Genomic DNA, 18,595 nt, shown 5'->3' on the forward strand with positions numbered 1-18,595 from the left:
CCTGCATTAGATTCCTGCCCTTTGCTTGCACACGTGCTGTGCGGTGAAGGGCAGCGACATCGCTACCTCCCCGCCTGCGGTTCGCCCCATTATCGTCGCGATCATCTGCCTCGATTGCGCCGCCCGAATATCGTCGCCCACCCAATGGAAGAACCGCGCCATCGACTCGCGCTCTACAAGCGAACCGGTAATTCCAGCGAGGGCATCGTGTGCTGCGGAGGCGACCCGATGTACCGCCTCCCTGTCCAACCCAAGCAATAGGCTGCCGTCACCCCCGACTGCCTCGCCTACGATTCGGAAGTTGGACGCCGCGTGGTCCTCCGTCAGCTCAGGCATCAACGCCAGCAAGGTGGCATCAGGGGGCATCCCCTCCGGGCGCGTCATCAACAACTGCGTGGCCTCGGCCTGCGTGAGGTCCAGCCCCCGGTACGAAAACCCGCCATCCATGAGCGAAAGGCGCATATCTGTACCGGGAATACCGACAGCGATGAACTTGCCGTCGGTCAGATGCAGGCCCGTGTCTTCGGATTGCGACCATCGGCTGATGATTTCCGCACGGATATGCGGCTTTAGCGCACGGCTGAGTTGTGTCGCGTAGATGTCGAGTTGTGCCTCCGACATCGTGCGGCGAACGTGCTCGAAGCCGACCGGCGTCGTCGAGACGTGATTACGCACGAGGCGTCGGACAAACGTTGCGCGATCGACATCGCGCTCAAAGCAGTGTTTGATGAATTTCCAGCCGTCGTTCTTGGTGAACGCAGCTTCGACCCGCTCTATCGCTTTGGTGAGTTCGGCAGACCCTGGAGAACAGTCTTGCAGGCACTGTTGCAAGGTGTTCATCGCCTGCGTGAGATGGGCAGACGGCGCTTCAAGATTCCGGCACGGATTGAGTGCGCTTCTGAGCGCGTGAATTGCGCCCGTAATCATCGCGGCCCTTTGCGCGGCGGCGGATTCGAGGCGGTCAGCGGGCAGGTGTAGTGGTGAAAATCGGCACCACCGATGACGGTCGGGGCAGTCAGACAGCGAGGCAGTGCAAACGGCAGACGGTCATCCGTCGATAACGTCGAGGTCATATTGAGCGGGGGACGGATAGGACCGTCCCCATCTGTTTGCGGTGAAAGAGCCCAATTTTTCCATTAGGGCCCTTTCACACGCGTGCAGAAATCGCTCAAACAACCACTTCCTGCGGTGCCATTTCCGTGCCGTATGCTGCCCAGCGATTGTCGCCGTCGTCGGCGGCGGCCACGGTCGGTTTGCACTGACCGGCCGTTTCGTCGAGCCCTTGAAGCAACGGACAGCGCTCGAAGATTTCAGCGATGAAGTCGACAAATACGCGTACTTTTGGCGACAGATGACGGTTATGCGGGTACACCGCCGAAATCGGCATGGGCGGCGGTTTCCATTGATGCAGGATCTCGACCAACTGCCCGGATTGCAGATACGGCAACGCCATGAAGCGCGCCAGTTGCACGGTGCCGAAACCCGACAGCCCGAGTTGGAGATACGCCTCGGCGTCGTTCACCGCCACCGACCCCTGCATGTGGATTTCGACTTCCTTGCCGTCGACGACGAACTGCTCTTCGATCACGCGGCCCGTGCGGCTCGAAAAATAGTGCACCGCCGTGTGACGCTGAAGGTCGTCCAGCGTATGCGGCATACCCATGCGCTCAAGGTAAGCCGGCGACGCGCACGTCAGGCTCTGAAACATGCCCACACGCCGCGCGACGAGGCTCGAATCCTGAAGCGTGCCCACGCGCAACACACAATCCACCCCTTCCTGAATCAGGTCGACGGGCTTGTCGCCCATGCCGACCATCAATTCGATTTCCGGATAGCGGTCGTGAAATTCGCACAGTGACGGCAGCACAACGAGTTTGCCGAGTGAGCCCGGCATATCGATGCGCAGCTTGCCACGCACGCGCTGGCTGCTCTCGCGGAAAGACGACTCCGTCTCTTCGATATCCGCGAGGATGCGCAGGCAGCGCTCGTAATAGGCCGCGCCGTCCGGCGTCAGGTTGAGTCTGCGGGTCGTACGCTGGAGCAAACGCGTGCCCAGATGCGACTCCAGATTCTGAATGATCGTGGTCACCGAGGTACGCGGCAACCCGAGGTTGTCGGCGGCACGCGAGAAGCTGTTCGCCTCGACCACCCGCGTGAAGACCTGCATCGCTTGCAAGCGATCCATGATATTTCCCCATTGAAGACACTGTTGCACTGGCCGAACAGGCGAAATCTGCGAAATTTTGCCTCCGTCGAAACTGCATATGCTTATTGGTCGACGGCATAAGCCAATGCCCATAAGGCCGAGACCGATTAGTCGAGCTGGCCGAACAGTGTTGCCAAATTATAGGCGTTTATCCCAATGTCCGTGGCCTCTAGACTTCGCTCCATCGAATGTCATCAGAGGGGTATCGCTCGCGCGAACCCGAAGCCATATGTCAGCCAACGCCAAGTCGCCCTCGGGAAAGCCGACTCAACCGGATAAGCCGGGCAAAGCCGGTAAGACCGGAACGCTGTCCAGGACGGACGACGGACTGCGCATCGAAGAGGTCAGCATCCCGGGCCATTCGGCGCCGGTCACGCTGCGCCTTTACCGGCCGGTCGGCCTCGCCACGCCGGGCGCGGCGGACGCGCACGCCGGTCAGCCGGGTGTCGTGGTTCCGCTCGAAGCGCACCTGCCCGCCGTGTTGTACTTCCACGGCGGCGGTTTTTGCAAGGGTTCGCTTGACGATGGCGACGCTGCCGCGCGCTACCTCGCCTCGAACGTCCCGGCGCTGGTCGTCTCGGTCGGTTACTCGCTCGCCCCCGAACACCCGTTCCCGGCGGCGCCCGAAGACGCCTGGTGCGCCGCCCTCTGGCTGCATCGTCACGCGCGCCGATACGGTGCCAGCCCGCGCCGTCTGGCCGTGGCCGGGCACGACGCTGGCGGCAACATCGCCGCCGCCCTCACGATGATTGCCCGCGATCGGGGCGAAATCACGGTATCGGCGCAAGCGCTGCTCGCACCGCTGCTCGATCCCAGCATGACGCGTCTGGCCGATGGCCGCACGCCCAGCGACATCGAAGCGAGCGAGTGCGCCCGTTGCTATCGCGCCTACTTGCCGCATGCCACGCAGCGTCTGCATCCGTACGCCGCACCGCTGGAATCGCGCCGTCTCGCGGGCCTGCCGCCCACGCTGATCGCCTCCGCCGAACACGACCTGTTGCACGTCGAAGCTGAAAAATACGCTGCCGAACTCATCGCGGCCGGCGTGCCGACAGAAGTCACGCGCCATCGCAGCGCGTCCCATTACGGCCTGGCCGCCCTGCCCGCAGCGCTGCGGGAGGTGGCCACCTTCCTGACACGTCGGCTGGCACTGCCTGCCACCGGCTCTACCCAGTGAGTCCAATCCGATCCCGGAGATTTGAATAATGACCACCCTCGCTCGCAAACCCGTACTTATCGCCGCTGCCGCCACGGCCGCGCTCCTGGCCATCGGCACGCTCACTGTCGTGCGCGTCGATGCCAGCACGCCCGCCGCGCAAGTCATGCCAACCGTCGAAGTCGACGTTGCCAACGTCCTCTCGCGCACCGTCACCGACTGGCAGAGCTACTCCGGCCGTCTCGACGCTGTGGATCGCGTCGATATCAAGCCGCTCGTGTCAGGCACCATCACCGCCGTGCATTTCAAGGACGGCCAGCTCGTGAAGAAGGGCGACGCCCTGTTTACGATCGATCCGCGTCCGTACGCGGCGGAAGTCGACCGCGCCGCCGCGCAACTCGCGTCCGCTCAGGCGCGTGACGTCTTCACCAGCACCGACCTCGCGCGTGCGCAGCGACTGATCGCGGATAACGCCATCGCGAAGAAGGACTTCGATCAGAAGGAAAACGCTGCACGCGAAGCCGTCGCCAACGTGAAGGCCTCGCAAGCTGCGCTGGAAACGGCCCGCATCAACCTCGGCTACACGCAGATCGTGGCCCCGGTGGCCGGTCGCGTCTCGCGTGCGGAAATCACCGTGGGCAACACCGTCTCGGCAGGTGCGCAATCGCCCGCGCTGACGACGGTGGTGTCCGTCTCGCCGATCTACGCGGCCTTCGACGTCGACGAGCAAACGTACCTGCGCTATCTCTCGAAGGACACCAAGACGAACGGCGTGCCGGTCGATCTGGGTCTCGCCAACGAGTCGGGTTACTCGCGCAAGGGCACGGTGTACTCGGTGGATAACCGCTTCGACACCACGTCCGGCACGATCCGCGTGCGTGCGCGCTTCGACAACGCCGATGGCGCGCTCGTCCCGGGGCTGTATGCACGGATTCGCGTCGGTGGCGGCGAGCCGCACCCGGCCCTGCTGGTGGACGAAGCCGCTGTCGGCACCGACCAGAGCAAGAAGTACGTGATGGTGGTCGATCAGGCCAACAAGGCGCAGTACCGCGAAGTGCAGCTGGGCGAACGCCACGGCGGTCTCGTGGAAATCGCCGGCGGCCTGAAGGACGGCGAGCGCATCGTGGTGAACGGTCTGCAACGCATCCGTCCGGGCGACGCCGTTACGCCGAAGGTCGTGAAGATGGCCGGCGACACGGGCGACGCGCACGACATCGCACCGACGGCCGTTGCAGCGACTGGGGCAGCGACCGGTGCAGCAGACGCCGCCAAGGCCCCTGCCCCGGCGCCCGCAGCCGCCGCTAACGACGCACCGACTACGCAGAAAACTTCGCAGAACGACAGCAAGACGCAATCGGTTGCCGCCACGAAAGCCGCGGCGAAAACCGCTTCGCGTTCGTAAGTTCGCAACGACTGTCGAGCACTTGATGCGAGAAATGCGCGTGCAGGCACACAGCAACATTGCACGCTGAACGACACCCCAGAGTTTCGTCATGAACATCTCAAAATTTTTCATCGACCGGCCCATTTTTGCGGGCGTGCTTTCGGTCCTCACGCTGCTGGCCGGCCTGATCGCCGTGTTCCAGCTGCCGATTTCGGAATACCCGGAAGTGGTTCCGCCGTCGGTCGTCGTGCACGCTCAATACCCCGGCGCGAACCCGAAGGTGATCGCCGAGACCGTTGCATCTCCGCTCGAAGAGCAGATCAACGGTGTGGAAAACATGCTGTACATGCAGTCGCAGGCCAACAGCGACGGCAACCTCACCACGACCGTGACCTTCCGCCTGGGCACCGACCCGGACAAGGCGCAGCAGCTCGTGCAGAACCGTGTCTCGCAAGCGCTGCCGCGCCTGCCTGACGACGTGCAGCGTCTCGGTGTGACGACGATCAAGTCCTCGCCCACGCTCACGATGGTCGTGCACCTGATCTCGCCGAACGACCGTTACGACATGACCTACCTGCGCAACTACGCGCTCATCAACGTCAAGGATCGCCTCTCGCGAATCAAGGGCGTGGGTGAAGTGCAGATGTGGGGTGCAGGTGACTACTCGATGCGTGTCTGGCTCGATCCGGCCAAGGTCGCACAGCGCGGCCTGACGGCGTCGGACGTGGTGCGCTCGATTCGCGAACAGAACGTGCAAGTGGCTGCCGGTGTGATCGGCGCAACGCCTGCCGGCCCGAACACGCCGTTGCAGTTGAACGTGAATACGCGCGGTCGTCTGAACACGGAAGAAGAGTTCCGCGACATCATTCTGAAGACCTCGCCGGACGGCGCCGTCACGCACCTGAGCGATGTGGCCCGCGTGCAACTCGACGCGTCGTCGTACAGCCTGCGCTCGTTGCTCGACAACAAGCCGGCCATCGGCCTCGGTATCAACCAGTCGCCGGGCGCGAACTCGCTGCAAATTTCGGACGACGTCCGTGCCGCGATGGCCGACCTGCAAAAGGACATGCCCCCGGGCGTGGAATACCGAATCGCGTATGACCCGACGCAGTTCGTTCGCTCGTCGATCGAAGCCGTGGTGCACACGCTGCTCGAAGCCATCGCCCTCGTGGTGCTGGTGGTGATCGTGTTCCTGCAAACATGGCGTGCGTCGATCATTCCGCTGCTCGCCGTGCCGGTGTCCATCGTCGGTACGTTCGCCCTGCTGCTCGGCTTCGGCTACTCGATCAACGCGCTGTCGCTGTTCGGGATGGTGCTCGCCATCGGTATCGTGGTGGACGATGCGATCGTGGTGGTGGAAAACGTCGAACGGAATATCGCGGCGGGCTTATCGCCCAAGGAAGCGACGTATCAGGCGATGCGTGAAGTGAGCGGGCCGATTATCGCCATCGCGCTGACGCTGGTCGCCGTGTTCGTGCCGCTCGCGTTCATGTCGGGGCTGACGGGTCAGTTCTACAAGCAGTTCGCCATGACCATCGCCATCTCGACGGTGATCTCGGCCTTCAACTCGCTGACGCTCTCCCCGGCCATGGCCGCCCTGCTGCTCAAGGACCATCACGCCAAGCCGGACTGGCTCACGCGTCAGATGAATCGTTATCTGGGTGGTTTCTTCGCCGCGTTCAACCGCGTGTTCCATCGTGGTTCGGAGAAGTACGGTCAGGGTGTGACCCGCGTGATCGGTCGCAAGGCCGTCATGATGGCGATCTTCGCGGTGCTGCTCGGCGTCACGATGTTGCTCGGCAAGGTGGTCCCAGGTGGCTTCGTGCCGGCGCAGGATAAGGAATACCTGATCGCCTTCGCCCAGTTGCCTAACGGTGCATCGCTCGACCGCACCGACAAGGTGATTCGCGATATGTCGGAAATCGCGCTGAAGACCCCTGGCGTGAAGAACGCCGTGGCGTTCCCGGGTCTGTCGGTGAACGGTTTCACCAACTCGTCGTCGGCCGGTATCGTGTTCGTCACGCTCAAGCCGTTCAGCGAACGCAAGGACAAGTCGCTGTCGGCCGGTGCCATCGCGGCAAAGCTCAACGGCGAGTATTCGAAGAACAAGGACTCGTTCATTGCCGTGTTCCCGCCCCCGCCGGTGCTGGGTCTGGGTACGCTCGGCGGCTTCAAGCTGCAAGTGGAAGACCGTGGCGCACTCGGCTACGAAGCACTGAACGACGCCACGCAGGCGTTCATCAAGAAGGCTTCGCAGACGAAGGAACTGGGCCCGACGTTCTCGTCGTATCAGATCAACGTGCCGCAACTCAACGTCGACCTCGACCGTGTGAAGGCCAAGCAGCTCGGTGTGCCGATCACCGACGTGTTCGACACCATGCAGATCTACCTCGGCTCGCTGTACGTGAACGACTTCAACAAGTTCGGTCGCGTGTATCAGGTCCGGGTGCAAGCCGACGCGCCGTATCGTGCGCACGCCGACGACATCGGCCTGCTCAAGACGCGTAACGTCAATGGCGACATGGTCCCGCTCTCGTCGCTGGTGAAAGTCTCGCCGACGTACGGTCCGGAAATGGTGGTGCGTTACAACGGCTACACCGCTGCCGACATCAACGGCGGCCCGGCCCCGGGTTACTCGTCGGGTCAGGCACAGGCGGCTGTGGAACGTATCGCAGCGGAAACGTTGCCGCGCGGTGTGAAGTTCGAATGGACGGACCTGACGTATCAGCAGATCCTCGCCGGCGACTCCGCACTGTGGGTGTTCCCGATCTCGGTGCTGCTGGTGTTCCTGGTGCTGGCTGCGCAGTACGAAAGCCTGACGCTGCCGCTCGCCGTGATCATGATCGTGCCGATGAGCATCATGTCCGCGCTGTTCGGTGTGTGGCTCACGCGAGGGGATAACAACATCTTCACGCAGATCGGTTTGATGGTGCTGGTGGGGCTATCCGCGAAGAACGCGATTCTGATCGTAGAGTTTGCGCGGGAACTGGAAATGCAGGGTCGTACGGCCATCGCTGCCGCTATCGAAGCCAGCCGTCTGCGTCTGCGCCCGATTCTGATGACGTCCATCGCGTTCATCATGGGTGTGGTGCCGCTGGTGACGTCGACGGGCGCAGGTTCGGAAATGCGTCATGCCATGGGTGTGGCCGTGTTCTTCGGCATGATCGGTGTGACCGGTTTCGGTCTGGTCCTGACGCCGGTGTTCTACGTGCTGCTGCGTACGCTGGCTGGCAAGAAGCCGCTGCATAGTGCACACGCATCGACCATGCCCGCCAACGTCAAATCCGAAGTCTGAAGGATGCCAATCATGCAAGCGCAATGGATGAAAAGAAGTCTGGGCGTCTCGGGTTTGCTCGCCACCCTGTTGGTGGTGGCGGGCTGCTCGATGGCTCCCACCTACGAAGTGCCGACGGTGACCGACAAGGGTACGCCGACGGCCTTCAAGGAAGCAGCACTGCCGGCGGGTGAAGCCGGCACGTGGAAGACCGCCGAGCCGTCGGAAGCCCTGGCGCGCGGCGAATGGTGGAAGGTGTTCGGCGACGCAACGCTCGACAAGCTCGAAGCCGATGCGTTGTCCGCCAACCAGAACCTGAAGGCAGCAGCCGCCCGCGTGCAGGAAGCGCGTGGCGTGCAGCGTCAGGCTCGTGCGGCACTGTTCCCGACGCTCGACGCAGGCTTCGGCCCGTCGCGTCAGAAGATCTCGCCGGCCTCGCAGTTGCAGCCGGACGGCACGAACATCGCGCCGTACACGCTGTGGCGTGCGCAGGCGAGCGTCGGCTACGAAGTCGATCTGTTCGGCCGTGTGTCGGACAACGTCGCTGCCGCCCGCGCCGACGCCGAGCAAAGCGAAGCGTTGTATCGCTCGGTGCAGCTCGCGCTGCAAGCCGACGTCGCGCAGAACTACTTCAATCTGCGCGAACTCGACGCCGAGCAGGCGCTGTACACGCAGACGGTAACGTTGCGCGAAGAAGCACTGAAGCTGGTGCAACGACGCTTCACCGAAGGCGACATCGGCGAGCTGGACGTCGCCCGCGCCAAGGCCGAGCTGGCCACGGCGCAGTCCGACGCGCTGGCCGTTGCGCGCCTGCGTGCAGCGTCCGAACACAGCCTGGCGATTCTGCTCGGCAAGACGCCGGCGGAGTTCTCGTTCGCGCCCTCGCCGCTCGTGCCCGTCACCGTGCAGGTGCCGGCCGGTCTGCCGTCGGCACTGCTTGAGCGCCGCCCCGACATCGCCGCCGCCGAGCGTGCGATGGCCGCAGCGAATGCGCGCATCGGTGTCGCGAAGGCCGCGTTCTTCCCGTCGCTGTCGCTGACCGGTTCGGGCGGATTCGAAGCGGCCACGCTGGGTGACCTGTTCAACTGGTCGAGCCGCACGTTCCTGCTCGGTCCGGTCGTCGGCGGTTTGCTCTCGATGCCGATCTTCGATGGCGGCGCACGTAGCGGCAATCTGTCGCGTGCCCGTGCGCAGTACGAAGAAGACGTCGCGAACTACCGTCAGCAAGTGCTCGTGGCGTTCCAGGAAGTCGAAGACAACCTGTCGAATCTGCGTCTGCTCGCGCAACAAACGCGTGCACAGGACGATGCCGTGAAGGCGTCGGGCCGCGCCGCGCAGCTCTCGCGCACGCAGTATCAGGAAGGCTCGATTGCGTATCTGGATGTCATCGACGCCGAGCGCACAGTGCTGCAAACGCGCCGCAGCGCGGTTCAATTGGCCGGTGCGCAAGCCGTGTCGACCGTCAACTTGATCCGCGCGCTGGGCGGCGGCTGGGGCGATCTGCCCAAGGCGCCCGGCGAGGGTGCTCCGGCGCAAGGCGCACCGGCAGCCGCGCCGACGGCGAGCGCGACCAGTGCGACGGTGGCCGCACGCTGAGCGACGGCATGGTGAGTTGAGCAGTATCTCGGCGCGTTGAAACGCGTCGTGAATGGTCGGGGTATGTCGTGTTACATGACACGCCTCGGCAGCAGGCGCGGCGTTCTTCCCCCCGGGAACGTCGCGCAGCGATGGATGCATCGAACCGGCGGCCGCGCTCGTGCCCCCAAGACGAGAGGCGCGCCGACCTGCCCCCGACGCGCGCCTGGCGTGCCGCCGGTCTCGATGCGCCTCGTGCGGTGCGCACGCACCGTCGGGCCCCATCCAACAGGTTTCTTCCCTGCGTCCCTGCTTGCCCGGCGCATGCCCTATGTCAAACGACACCCGGCATGTCCGGGCTTTTTTTTGCGCTGCGATGGTAGGATGGACACACGGCTTTCGTCTTTTTGGCCATGTTTTCGCCATTTGTGCTGTTTTGTGCGCGGTGCGAACGGCACGAAGGCGACGGCCGTCGCTGGCAAGTCATCTCGAATGCTTCCCCCGCGTTCGGTCCCTCGACCCTACGATAAGGAGTGCAAATAATGAAGATGCGCAAGACTCTGTCGCTGTGCCTCGCCGCCGGTCTGGCGGTTTCCTCTTCCCTCGTCCTGGCTCAGGGCGGCCCAGGCGGCCCGCCGCCGGGACATCAGCCGGGTGGCCCTCATGGTGACAAACCCGGTGGCCCTCCGGGTCACGGCCCGAAAAAGGGTCCGCACGGCGGTCCGCCCCCGCAGGCCCAACGTGGCCCCGGCGACGATTCCGCATGGCAGCATCCCGACTGGCGCAAGGGCGACCGCGTGCCGCAGCAATATCGTGATGCGCAGTACCGGGTCGACGACTACCGTCAGTACCATCTCGACGCGCCGAAACGCGGCCACCACTGGGTTGGCGTGGGCGGCGACTTCCTGCTGGTCAACGGTTCAGGCGTAATCGTCCAGATCGTGGGCGGGCGCTGATCGCCGATCGACGCCTTAGCCACTTCGTCGGCGTCGTGAATTTTCGCTGACTCGCCAGCCGTACGGCAGGGCCTCGCGCCCTGCCGTATTTCGTTGGATCACCGCTTTGTCTGCCTTGCCCTCTCTAGCTGCGTTATCTGCGTTATCAGCTACATCGGCTTCCACTCGCCTTCACGGGCAAGCGCCGCCCGCCGCTGCGGTGGATCTGCCCGGCAGAATCCTTCCCCGCATAGCAAGCTTCACGCCCTTTCCGTCTCGTTTTCCTCGATTTGGTGCGCCGCTTTCACGCGTGCTGCCTCAGGCCGGTGATTTCGCTGCGTTGCAGCATTAAAATCACGCGCTCCTGCCCTCCCAATTCATCGATATACGATATATCATGCACAAAATATCAAGACGACGCCCCAGAAAGGTGCGTTCGATGGAGCGGGACGACATGGCAATGACACGACGTGATGTGAAGGATTGGATGGCGGGTTTTCTGCCCGCCGTGGTGGCCGTTCACTGGCGCGAGCGTCTGCGCGCAGGCATCGGTGCGCTATGCGGTATCGCGGTGACCGGCGGCCTGATGCTGTGGCTGCTGGGCCCGGTCTCCTATATCCCCTGGCTGGTCGCCCCGATGGGCGCGTCCGCCGTTCTGCTCTTCGGCGTGCCCGCCAGTCCTCTCGCGCAGCCGTGGTCGATTCTCGGCGGCAATCTCGTGGCAGCCGTCGTCGGCGTGACGTGTGCCATGTTTATCCCGACCCCGGTCATCGCTGCCGCGACTGCGGTCGGTGTGTCCATTGCGCTGATGTTCACGTTTCGCTGCGTGCATCCGCCGTCAGGTGCTGTTGCCCTGACTGCCGTGCTCGGCGGCCCGGCGGTGCATGCGCTCGGCTACGGCTTCGTGCTCGAACCGATTGCGCTTCAGTCCGTCATGCTGCTGGGCTCGGCCATCGGCTACCACGCCATCACCGGTCATCGTTACCCTCACGCGACGAAGGCGCAAGCGCCGGCACGTCCGGTCAATGCGCAAGCGATTCCTGTGACGACGGCAGACGCCGAAAAGGCCCTCGCCCGCCGCAGCGAACTGCTCGACATCTCGGCCGACGATCTGGCCAGCCTGATGCGCGACACGCAGCGTGAAGCCTTCGCTCGTCGCGCACAGGAACTGACGGCCGCTGACGTGATGGCCCCGCCGCTGGCGAAGGTACAGGCACATGAGGAAGTACCGGCCGCGTGGCGTCTGCTGCAACGTCACGGACTGGACGCCGTCCCGGTGGTCGATTCGGAAGCCCGCGTGATCGGACTGGTGACACGGCACGATTTGCATACGCGACGTGCGCGCCGCCAGAACTGGCCACGCTTCGGTGTGTCGCTGGGGGCTGGTCAACGCCCGGCCGTTCGCGATCTGATGCAGGGCGATCTCAAGTCGGCCACCGCGGGTATGCCGCTCTCCGAACTGGTCGCGCTGCTGTCGACGCAACGTCACGGCACGTTGCCCGTGCTCGATGATGCCGCACGGCTCGTGGGCGTCGTCACACACGCCGACGTGCTGCGCAAGGTCGTGAACGCCTGAAGCGTCCCCCCGCAGTCGCCTGCGATACCGGTCCGGCGTCGCAGGCCGCCAACACTCCCCTGCCACGATTGTCAGCCCTGACCCGATCTGCAAGAATGGCGGCGTTGTAACGCACTGACGCCGCACAAACTTCGATCAACGAAGTGACCATCGCTCAGGGGGCGACATGGAACCGATAACGTTCAAGCAGTGTTTCGTAGGTGCATGGATCGACGGTTTTAACGCGTTACGTAATCGGCCGCTACTCAGTCTGATAGTGACCATCGTTGTGCTTGTGTCGTCGGCACTCGGCATCTCGCTGAAACAACTCGCCAGCACCGCAGCACAGGGTGGCGACGCGACCTACCGCCTCAACATTGCGCTCATGTCGCTCGGCGTCGGGCTCGTCAATCTCATCGCGTTCGCGATACTCGCCGTTCATATCCTTCGCTATGTCATCCTCGGCCCGGAGGTCGCCCGGCAATCACCCTGGTTCGGTCGCGACGTGTGGCGCTATATCTGGCTATCGCTGCAACTCGTGATCGCCATGATGATCGCGGCCTTCATTCCCGCGTTTATCATCGGGTTCGCGATGCGGATGAGCGGAAGTACGCATTCCTACGCCCTGCTCGCCACGTTCATCGCGTTGATGGCTTGCGCGGCGGTCTTCGTCATCACGCGCATCTCGCTCATTTATGCACAGGTCGCGGTCGGACGCAGCAAGCGCTGGGGCGCCGCGTGGCAGGATTCGCGCGGACATTTCTGGTCGATGTTCGGTACCGTATTCGTGACGTTCCTGCCGCTCTTCGGCACCGGTATCGTGATCACGCTACTGCTGGCGATAGTCCTGAAATTCATGCCCGAAGTCACCATTGCAGTACTTGGCTCGTTAATCCTGAAAACCGTGTTCTCGGTGGCCTGGCTCGCCGTGGCGTGCGGCGTCGGCGGATGGCTGTACCACCGCTATGCCAATCAGTTGCTGCTGATGGACGGCGCGCCAGACGATTTGTAAATCAAGACGCATAACGAAACGGGGGCGCAAACTTTGCGCCCCCGTTTTTCATTTCAATGACGCCCTGCGTCACGACTACGCCACCACCACTCAGGCTGCGTTCGCCGCCGCACCCGCATCGAGCGCACCGTAGCGCGCATACTCACCCAGCCCGTCCGGCCATTGCGTGAGCACCTGAAAGCCCGTCTCGGTGACGGCCACCATGTGCTCCCACTGCGCCGAGAGCGAGCGGTCGCGCGTGACGACGGTCCAGCCGTCCGCGAGTTGCTTCGTGTCCGGCTTGCCGACGTTGACCATCGGCTCGATGGTGAAGATCATGCCCGGGCGCAACGTCAGGCCCGTGCCCGGACGTCCGTAATGCAGCACCTGCGGATCGTCGTGATACGTCGTGCCGATGCCGTGCCCGCAGTAGTCGCGCACGATGCTGAAGCCTTCGCGATGCGCGACCGACTGAATCGCGTAACCGACATCGCCCAGCGTCGCGCCGGGGCGTACCGCGCGAATACCGGCAAGCATCGCCTCGTACGTGGTGTCGACCAGACGCTTGGCCATGATGCTCGGCTTGCCCGCGTAATACATGCGGCTCGTGTCGCCGAACCAGCCGTCCTTGATGAGGGCGACGTCGATGTTCACGATATCGCCGTCGTGCAGCTTCTTGTCGCCCGGAATCCCGTGGCACACCACGTGATTGACCGACGCGCACACCGTCTTCGGATAGCCGTGATAGCCGATGTTGGCCGGGATCGCCTTCAGTTCGTTCACGATGAAGTCGTGGCAGAGACGGTCGAGTTCGTCGGTCGTGACACCAGGCTTCACATGCTCGCCGATCATCGCGAGCACTTGTGCGGCCATTTCGCCTGCGCGACGCGACAGGGCAATTTCTTCGTTCGAGCGGATGACAACGCGTTCGCGCACCATTAGGCCACCTTATTCATGACGGTGACGGGTGCACCGGTTGCTGGAGAAGCGGCAGCGCCGGTCTCACTGACCGGCGCGCCATCGGATTCGATGAGTCGACGGCAGATCTCGCCGTAACTCAGCGTGGGATTCAATTCGGCGAGCATGCCGACGCGCAGCCAGTGTTCGGCTTGCGCGTTGATCGAGCGACTGAGCGCGCCGCTGGTATTGCGCAGCGCCTCATGCATCTGCTCCGATATCTTGACGATACCCATAGGGCGGGTTCCTATATACGAAATAGCTACGAAACGTATATTACCAGCCCGCCGCCGAATTGTCTCGTCTGCGCCGCTAAATCCGGCTCAGGCTCACCACGTCAGGCGAACCCCGGCGTTCCCCTCGACCGTGCGACGGTGGTCGCCGCCCAGATTGAACCAGTAGCCGGCCGTCAGATAGACGCTCACCTTCTGGTTCACTCGCGCATACACCCCGCCGCCGACGTGGCCCTGCGTGGACCCGACGCCTGTCGAAAAGCTGTCCTGCCCCGAGTAGGTCACCGTGTCGGTGCCGCCGAAATAGCGCAGCACGTCCAGCCGCAGATAGGGCTTCCAGTTCACCCCGCTGGCCTGGAACTGCGATTGCAGACGCACGCCGAGTCGGCCGATCCACTCGTTCGCGCTGTTGAAGGTGACCTTCGCCGCCGGATCGGTCAGGTCGTTGATATGCGAGTACTGATAGATCAACTGCGCTTGCGGTTCCAGCGTCACGTCGCGCGCCACCGCGAACGGCAAGCCACCCTCGACCGACGCCGTGAACGCGTTCGCACGCGTCGACGCGGTGTTGCCCTGCAACGAACTCGGGCTGATGGACGACGTCGTCCCCATCAGCACCGTATCGGTGTAAGCACCGCTCGGCGCGATATGCGTCCAGTAACCGCCGAAGCTGAACGCGTTCATCTGCAACGAGCCGACCGCCAGATCGGGCACGCTGAGCGCGAAACCGCTTACGTCGCCACTCGCACGCGCATAGCCTGCGAAAACCCCGTAATGATTGCGATGCCCGCTCTCGGTCGAGGCCGCGTAGATATCCTGCCCGACCTGAAAGCCGAAAATCGTACCGCTGAACGACGGATTCACGCCGCCGCCGAGATCCTGCGAGACATGGTCGCCCCAGACGCGCCCCCATCCGGCACCGAGCTTGCCGTCCTCGGTTAGCAAAGACTGTCCGCCAAGCCGATCGTGGAACGTGCCGATCTGTTGGACGGCCAGTTCGCGCATCAGCGACGGGATCGCGCCGTAGATCGGCACTTCCGAGCGGTACAGCGGCGTGCCCGGCAGGGTCGTCGGCGGGACGACAGGGTCCACGACGAGCGGCGGCAAGGTGCCGCCGGTATCCGGCGTCGTCGAGCGCAGATACCAGTTGTTTTGCGTTCCCGCGCTCACGCCGCCCCGATAGAGGTAGTAGGTGTACGCGCCGGCGCTGGCGTTGCCTCCGCTGAACGCACCGGTGGATGTCGTTGCGCCGTTCGTCGCCTGCACGACCTGAATGCCGTCGCCGAGCGTCTGTGCGCCCGTGCCGCCCGCGTTGACGATGCGCAATGCCGTCGATCCGCTGGCGCTGCCACCGTTCACAACGATCTTGTCCGTCGGTGAATTGTCGGCACCGAGTTGCGTGTTCAACGTCGCCCGTGCGTTCTGGCCGACGTAATTCCCGGCGACGGTGAACGTGTTGCCGACGGCGCTGCCCGCGAGTTGCAGCAGCCCGGCGTTCGTCACCGTGCCCTGCACCGTGAAGTTGCCCGCGCTGCCGGACGCAAAAGCGGGTACGGCGTTTGCGACGGCGAGCGTGCCGTTGTTCTGCACGTTGCCGGTCACGCTGCCGTAGCCGCCGAGCGTGGCACCGTTCGCGACCGTCACCGTGCCGCCGCCAGCGAGTGCGGCCGTCGGGTGCGTCGCATCGCCCACGGCCATCACACCTGCGTTGACATTCGTCGCCCCGGTATAGCTGTTGTTGCCGTTGAGCAGCAACATGCCGGAACCGAGTTTCGTCAGCGCGCCTGTGCCGGTGATGCCTTGCGCGAGCGTCGAGTTGAACGCTTGCGTGTCGACGGTGCCGCCGCCGGTGTCGAGCACCACGGGACGGTTCGCCGCCAGATCGAAACTCGCGCCGAGTTGCAGCGTGCCGCCGTTAAAGGTCAGCGTGCCGTTCGATGCGCCGAGGCTGGCGTCCTGACTGACGACGAGCGTGCCTGCATCGAGGGTCCAGGGCGTGAGCGCCGTGGTCGAATTGTTGAGCGTCCAGACGCTCGTGCCGGTCTTGTTGAATGCGGTAAAGCCCTGGTACTGCGCAGTGGGACCGATCAGCGATGCGTCGAACGCTGCGTTCTGCGTTCCACCGAGGATGAAGGTGTTCGTGCCGGTATTCGCGTTCACGGTGCCGCTGATCACGGAGCCCGCATCGATTTCGAGCGAATTCGTGCCGCCCGTAAAGCGCACCGCGTCCGTCTGCACGCCCGCACCCGACAGCCCGCCATTGATCGTGCCGCTGTTCACCACGGTAATGTTCTGCCCCTGAACGCCGACACCGCCCACGCCGGCCGGGCCGCCCGTTCCACCGGTACTGATGCCGCCGCCGGTGCCGCCATTGATGGTGCCGGTGTTGACGATGCGCCCGCCGTTGTTCGTCACGAGCACCCCGGCACCACCCGCGCCGCCCGTCCCGCCGACGCTGCTCGCGCCACCGCCACCACCGCGATTGCCGTCGCCGCCGGTGATGGTGCCTGCGTTGGTCATGGTGCCACCGTCCGTCACGATCACGCCCGCGCCGCCGACGCCGCCGTTGCCACCGGCCGATGTCGCATTCCCTGCGCCACCGCCCGTGCCACCCGCGCCGCCTTTGACACTGCCACCCGCCACATTGGTGACGGCGCCGCTACCGCCGATGCGCACGCCAGCGCCGCCCGCACTGCCCGAGCCACCGGCGGTATTCGACCCGTTTCCGCCGTTACCGCCCTCGCCGCCGAGGACCGAGCCCGCGTTGGTGACAGTGCCGCTGCCGGTCATCGCGATGCCGTCGCCGCCGACGCCACCGCTGCCGCCACCGCCTGCGCTATCGTCACCGCCCGTGCCGCCGACGATACGACCCGTCGCATTGTTGGTCACCGTGCCGCCGCTCAGCGTAATGCCGTTGCCGCCTGCGGCCGCTTCGCCACCAGTGCCCGCGCCCGTGCTGTTGCCCGCACCGCCGCCCCGGTTGCCTGCGCCGCCGAGAATCTGTCCGTCGTTGGTGACGGTGCCGCCGCCATTGAGCTGGATACCGTCGCCGCCAGCCCCGCCATCGGCACCGACGCCGCCGGTAATGTTGCCGCCCGGCGCGACCTGACTCTGCGCGTTGCCACCGCCACCGGTGCCGCCGTCGCCGCCGCGAATCGTCCCGCTCTGTTGATTGATGACGTTGCCGCTGGCGTTGACCAGCACGCCGATGCCGCCAGCGCCGCCGAGACCGCCGTTGCCTGCGATGGCCGATGTTCCTGACGTGGCGAGTGCGAACCCGCCGTTTTCGCCGTTGCCGCCGTTACCACCGGAGATCGTGCCGCTGTTGGAGACCGAGCTACCGCCCGAGAGTGTCGCGCCGTTACCGCCCGCGCCTGCGTTACCGCCGTTGCCGCCGTAGGGCGTCACGCCCGCCGCCGCGCTGACGGAGCCGGAGCCGCCGCCGTTGCCACCGTTGCCGCCGGTGACGCTGGCACCCGCATTGTTGGTGAACGTCCCGCCTTGCGCGGAGACGACGGCGTCACCGCCCGTGCCACCGTTACCGCCATTGCCAGCGATGAGATTGCCCGCGTGACCGGCGCCTTGCTGGGTGGTGTTGCCAAAGCCGCCGCCGCCGCCGCCGTTCCCGCCATTGCCACCGACGACAGCGCCGCTGTTGGCCGATTCCCCGGTCGACGTAAGCACGACGCCTGCGCCGCCTGCGCCACCCCCGCCGCCATTCCCGCCGCCGCCCGCACCGAGAGCGTCCATGCCTCCGCCGCCACCGCCGGTGCCGCCGTTACCGCCCGTCACGGTCGTGGTGTTGGTGCCACCCGCGGAAAGCACCGCGCCTGCGCCACCTGCACCGCCACCACCACCGCCAGCCCCGTTGCCGGTCGCCCCCGTGGTGTTGGCATTACCGCCAGTCCCGCCGGTGCCGCCCGCACCGCCGGGGAAAATCGCAGCACCGGAGCCCGCCGTGCCGCTGGCACCGTTACCGCCACCGCCCGCCCCCGTGCCGCCTGCACCACCCGCGCCACCGTTGCCGCCGTTGCCATTGGCGTCGACACCACCGCCACCGCCCCCACTGCCGCCCGTCCCGTTGGCGTCGCTGGCATTCCCGCCCGCGCCACCGTTAGGATTTCCCGCCGTGCCGCCCGTGCATGTTGCACCGGGCGTCGCAGAACAGGCACCTGAACCACCCGCCGCCCACGCGACCGGTGCTGGAAACACAGTCAAGCCGACAATCACACTCCACAACACGGTTCCGCGGGTACGACATTCGATACTGGGGGGCATATCGCAAGTCTCCATCGCCGTTAGGATGCCAATGCAGTCTAACAAAGCCTT

The 18,595-nt window shown here is 64.7% G+C and carries 12 protein-coding genes; 7 read left to right on the forward strand and 5 right to left on the reverse strand.

Annotated elements, in window-relative coordinates; all coding sequences use genetic code 11:
• Positions 1-6: 6 nt before the first annotated feature.
• Together PAQ31011_RS03075 and PAQ31011_RS03080 are read right to left on the reverse strand one after the other, a co-directional pair.
• On the reverse strand, positions 7-927 hold the full coding sequence (locus tag PAQ31011_RS03075; protein ID WP_150574416.1) for a hypothetical protein: 921 nt from the start codon (positions 925-927) through the stop codon (positions 7-9).
• Positions 928-1,168: 241 nt separating this feature from the next.
• On the reverse strand, positions 1,169-2,185 hold the full coding sequence (locus tag PAQ31011_RS03080; protein WP_150574417.1) for a LysR family transcriptional regulator: 1,017 nt from the start codon (positions 2,183-2,185) through the stop codon (positions 1,169-1,171).
• 250 nt (positions 2,186-2,435) lie between these two features.
• Between PAQ31011_RS03080 and PAQ31011_RS03085 the strand changes: the two genes are divergently transcribed.
• The 7 genes from PAQ31011_RS03085 to PAQ31011_RS03115 all read left to right on the forward strand — a co-directional run bounded on the left by PAQ31011_RS03085 (position 2,436) and on the right by PAQ31011_RS03115 (position 13,097).
• Positions 2,436-3,383: an alpha/beta hydrolase gene (locus tag PAQ31011_RS03085; RefSeq protein ID WP_150574418.1), complete on the forward strand. Its 948-nt coding sequence runs from the start codon at positions 2,436-2,438 to the stop codon at positions 3,381-3,383.
• 28 nt (positions 3,384-3,411) lie between these two features.
• The gene (locus PAQ31011_RS03090) at positions 3,412-4,764 is read left to right on the forward strand and encodes an efflux RND transporter periplasmic adaptor subunit (protein WP_150574419.1); all 1,353 of its coding nucleotides are present in this window, start codon (positions 3,412-3,414) and stop codon (positions 4,762-4,764) included.
• Positions 4,765-4,855: 91 nt separating this feature from the next.
• On the forward strand, positions 4,856-8,041 hold the full coding sequence (locus PAQ31011_RS03095; RefSeq protein WP_150574420.1) for an efflux RND transporter permease subunit: 3,186 nt from the start codon (positions 4,856-4,858) through the stop codon (positions 8,039-8,041).
• Between the two features lie 12 nt (positions 8,042-8,053).
• A complete protein-coding gene (locus tag PAQ31011_RS03100; RefSeq protein WP_150574421.1) occupies positions 8,054-9,616 on the forward strand; it encodes an efflux transporter outer membrane subunit in 1,563 nt (520 codons plus the stop codon).
• A 527-nt stretch (positions 9,617-10,143) separates the two neighbouring features.
• Positions 10,144-10,551, forward strand: coding sequence for an RcnB family protein (locus tag PAQ31011_RS03105; RefSeq protein ID WP_343031659.1), 408 nt, complete (start codon positions 10,144-10,146; stop codon positions 10,549-10,551).
• A gap of 439 nt (positions 10,552-10,990) precedes the next feature.
• Entirely contained in the window at positions 10,991-12,106 is a 1,116-nt protein-coding gene (locus PAQ31011_RS03110) for an HPP family protein (RefSeq protein WP_174989899.1), read from the forward strand.
• A 166-nt stretch (positions 12,107-12,272) separates the two neighbouring features.
• A complete protein-coding gene (locus PAQ31011_RS03115) occupies positions 12,273-13,097 on the forward strand; it encodes a hypothetical protein (protein ID WP_150574423.1) in 825 nt (274 codons plus the stop codon).
• Positions 13,098-13,187: 90 nt separating this feature from the next.
• Here the strand turns inward: PAQ31011_RS03115 and map are convergent, their stop codons facing one another.
• From map to PAQ31011_RS26855, 3 genes are all read right to left on the reverse strand, one after another.
• A complete protein-coding gene (gene map, locus PAQ31011_RS03120) occupies positions 13,188-14,015 on the reverse strand; it encodes a type I methionyl aminopeptidase (RefSeq protein WP_174989901.1) in 828 nt (275 codons plus the stop codon).
• A complete protein-coding gene (locus PAQ31011_RS03125) occupies positions 14,015-14,269 on the reverse strand; it encodes a ParD-like family protein (protein ID WP_150574424.1) in 255 nt (84 codons plus the stop codon). The genes map and PAQ31011_RS03125 overlap by 1 nt, the downstream gene beginning before the upstream one ends.
• 93 nt (positions 14,270-14,362) lie before the next feature.
• Entirely contained in the window at positions 14,363-18,478 is a 4,116-nt protein-coding gene (locus PAQ31011_RS26855; RefSeq protein ID WP_281349975.1) for an autotransporter outer membrane beta-barrel domain-containing protein, read from the reverse strand.
• Between the last annotated feature and the right edge of the window lie 117 nt (positions 18,479-18,595).

Source organism: Pandoraea aquatica (assembly GCF_902459565.1).
Classification (GTDB): Bacteria; Pseudomonadota; Gammaproteobacteria; order Burkholderiales; family Burkholderiaceae; genus Pandoraea; species Pandoraea aquatica.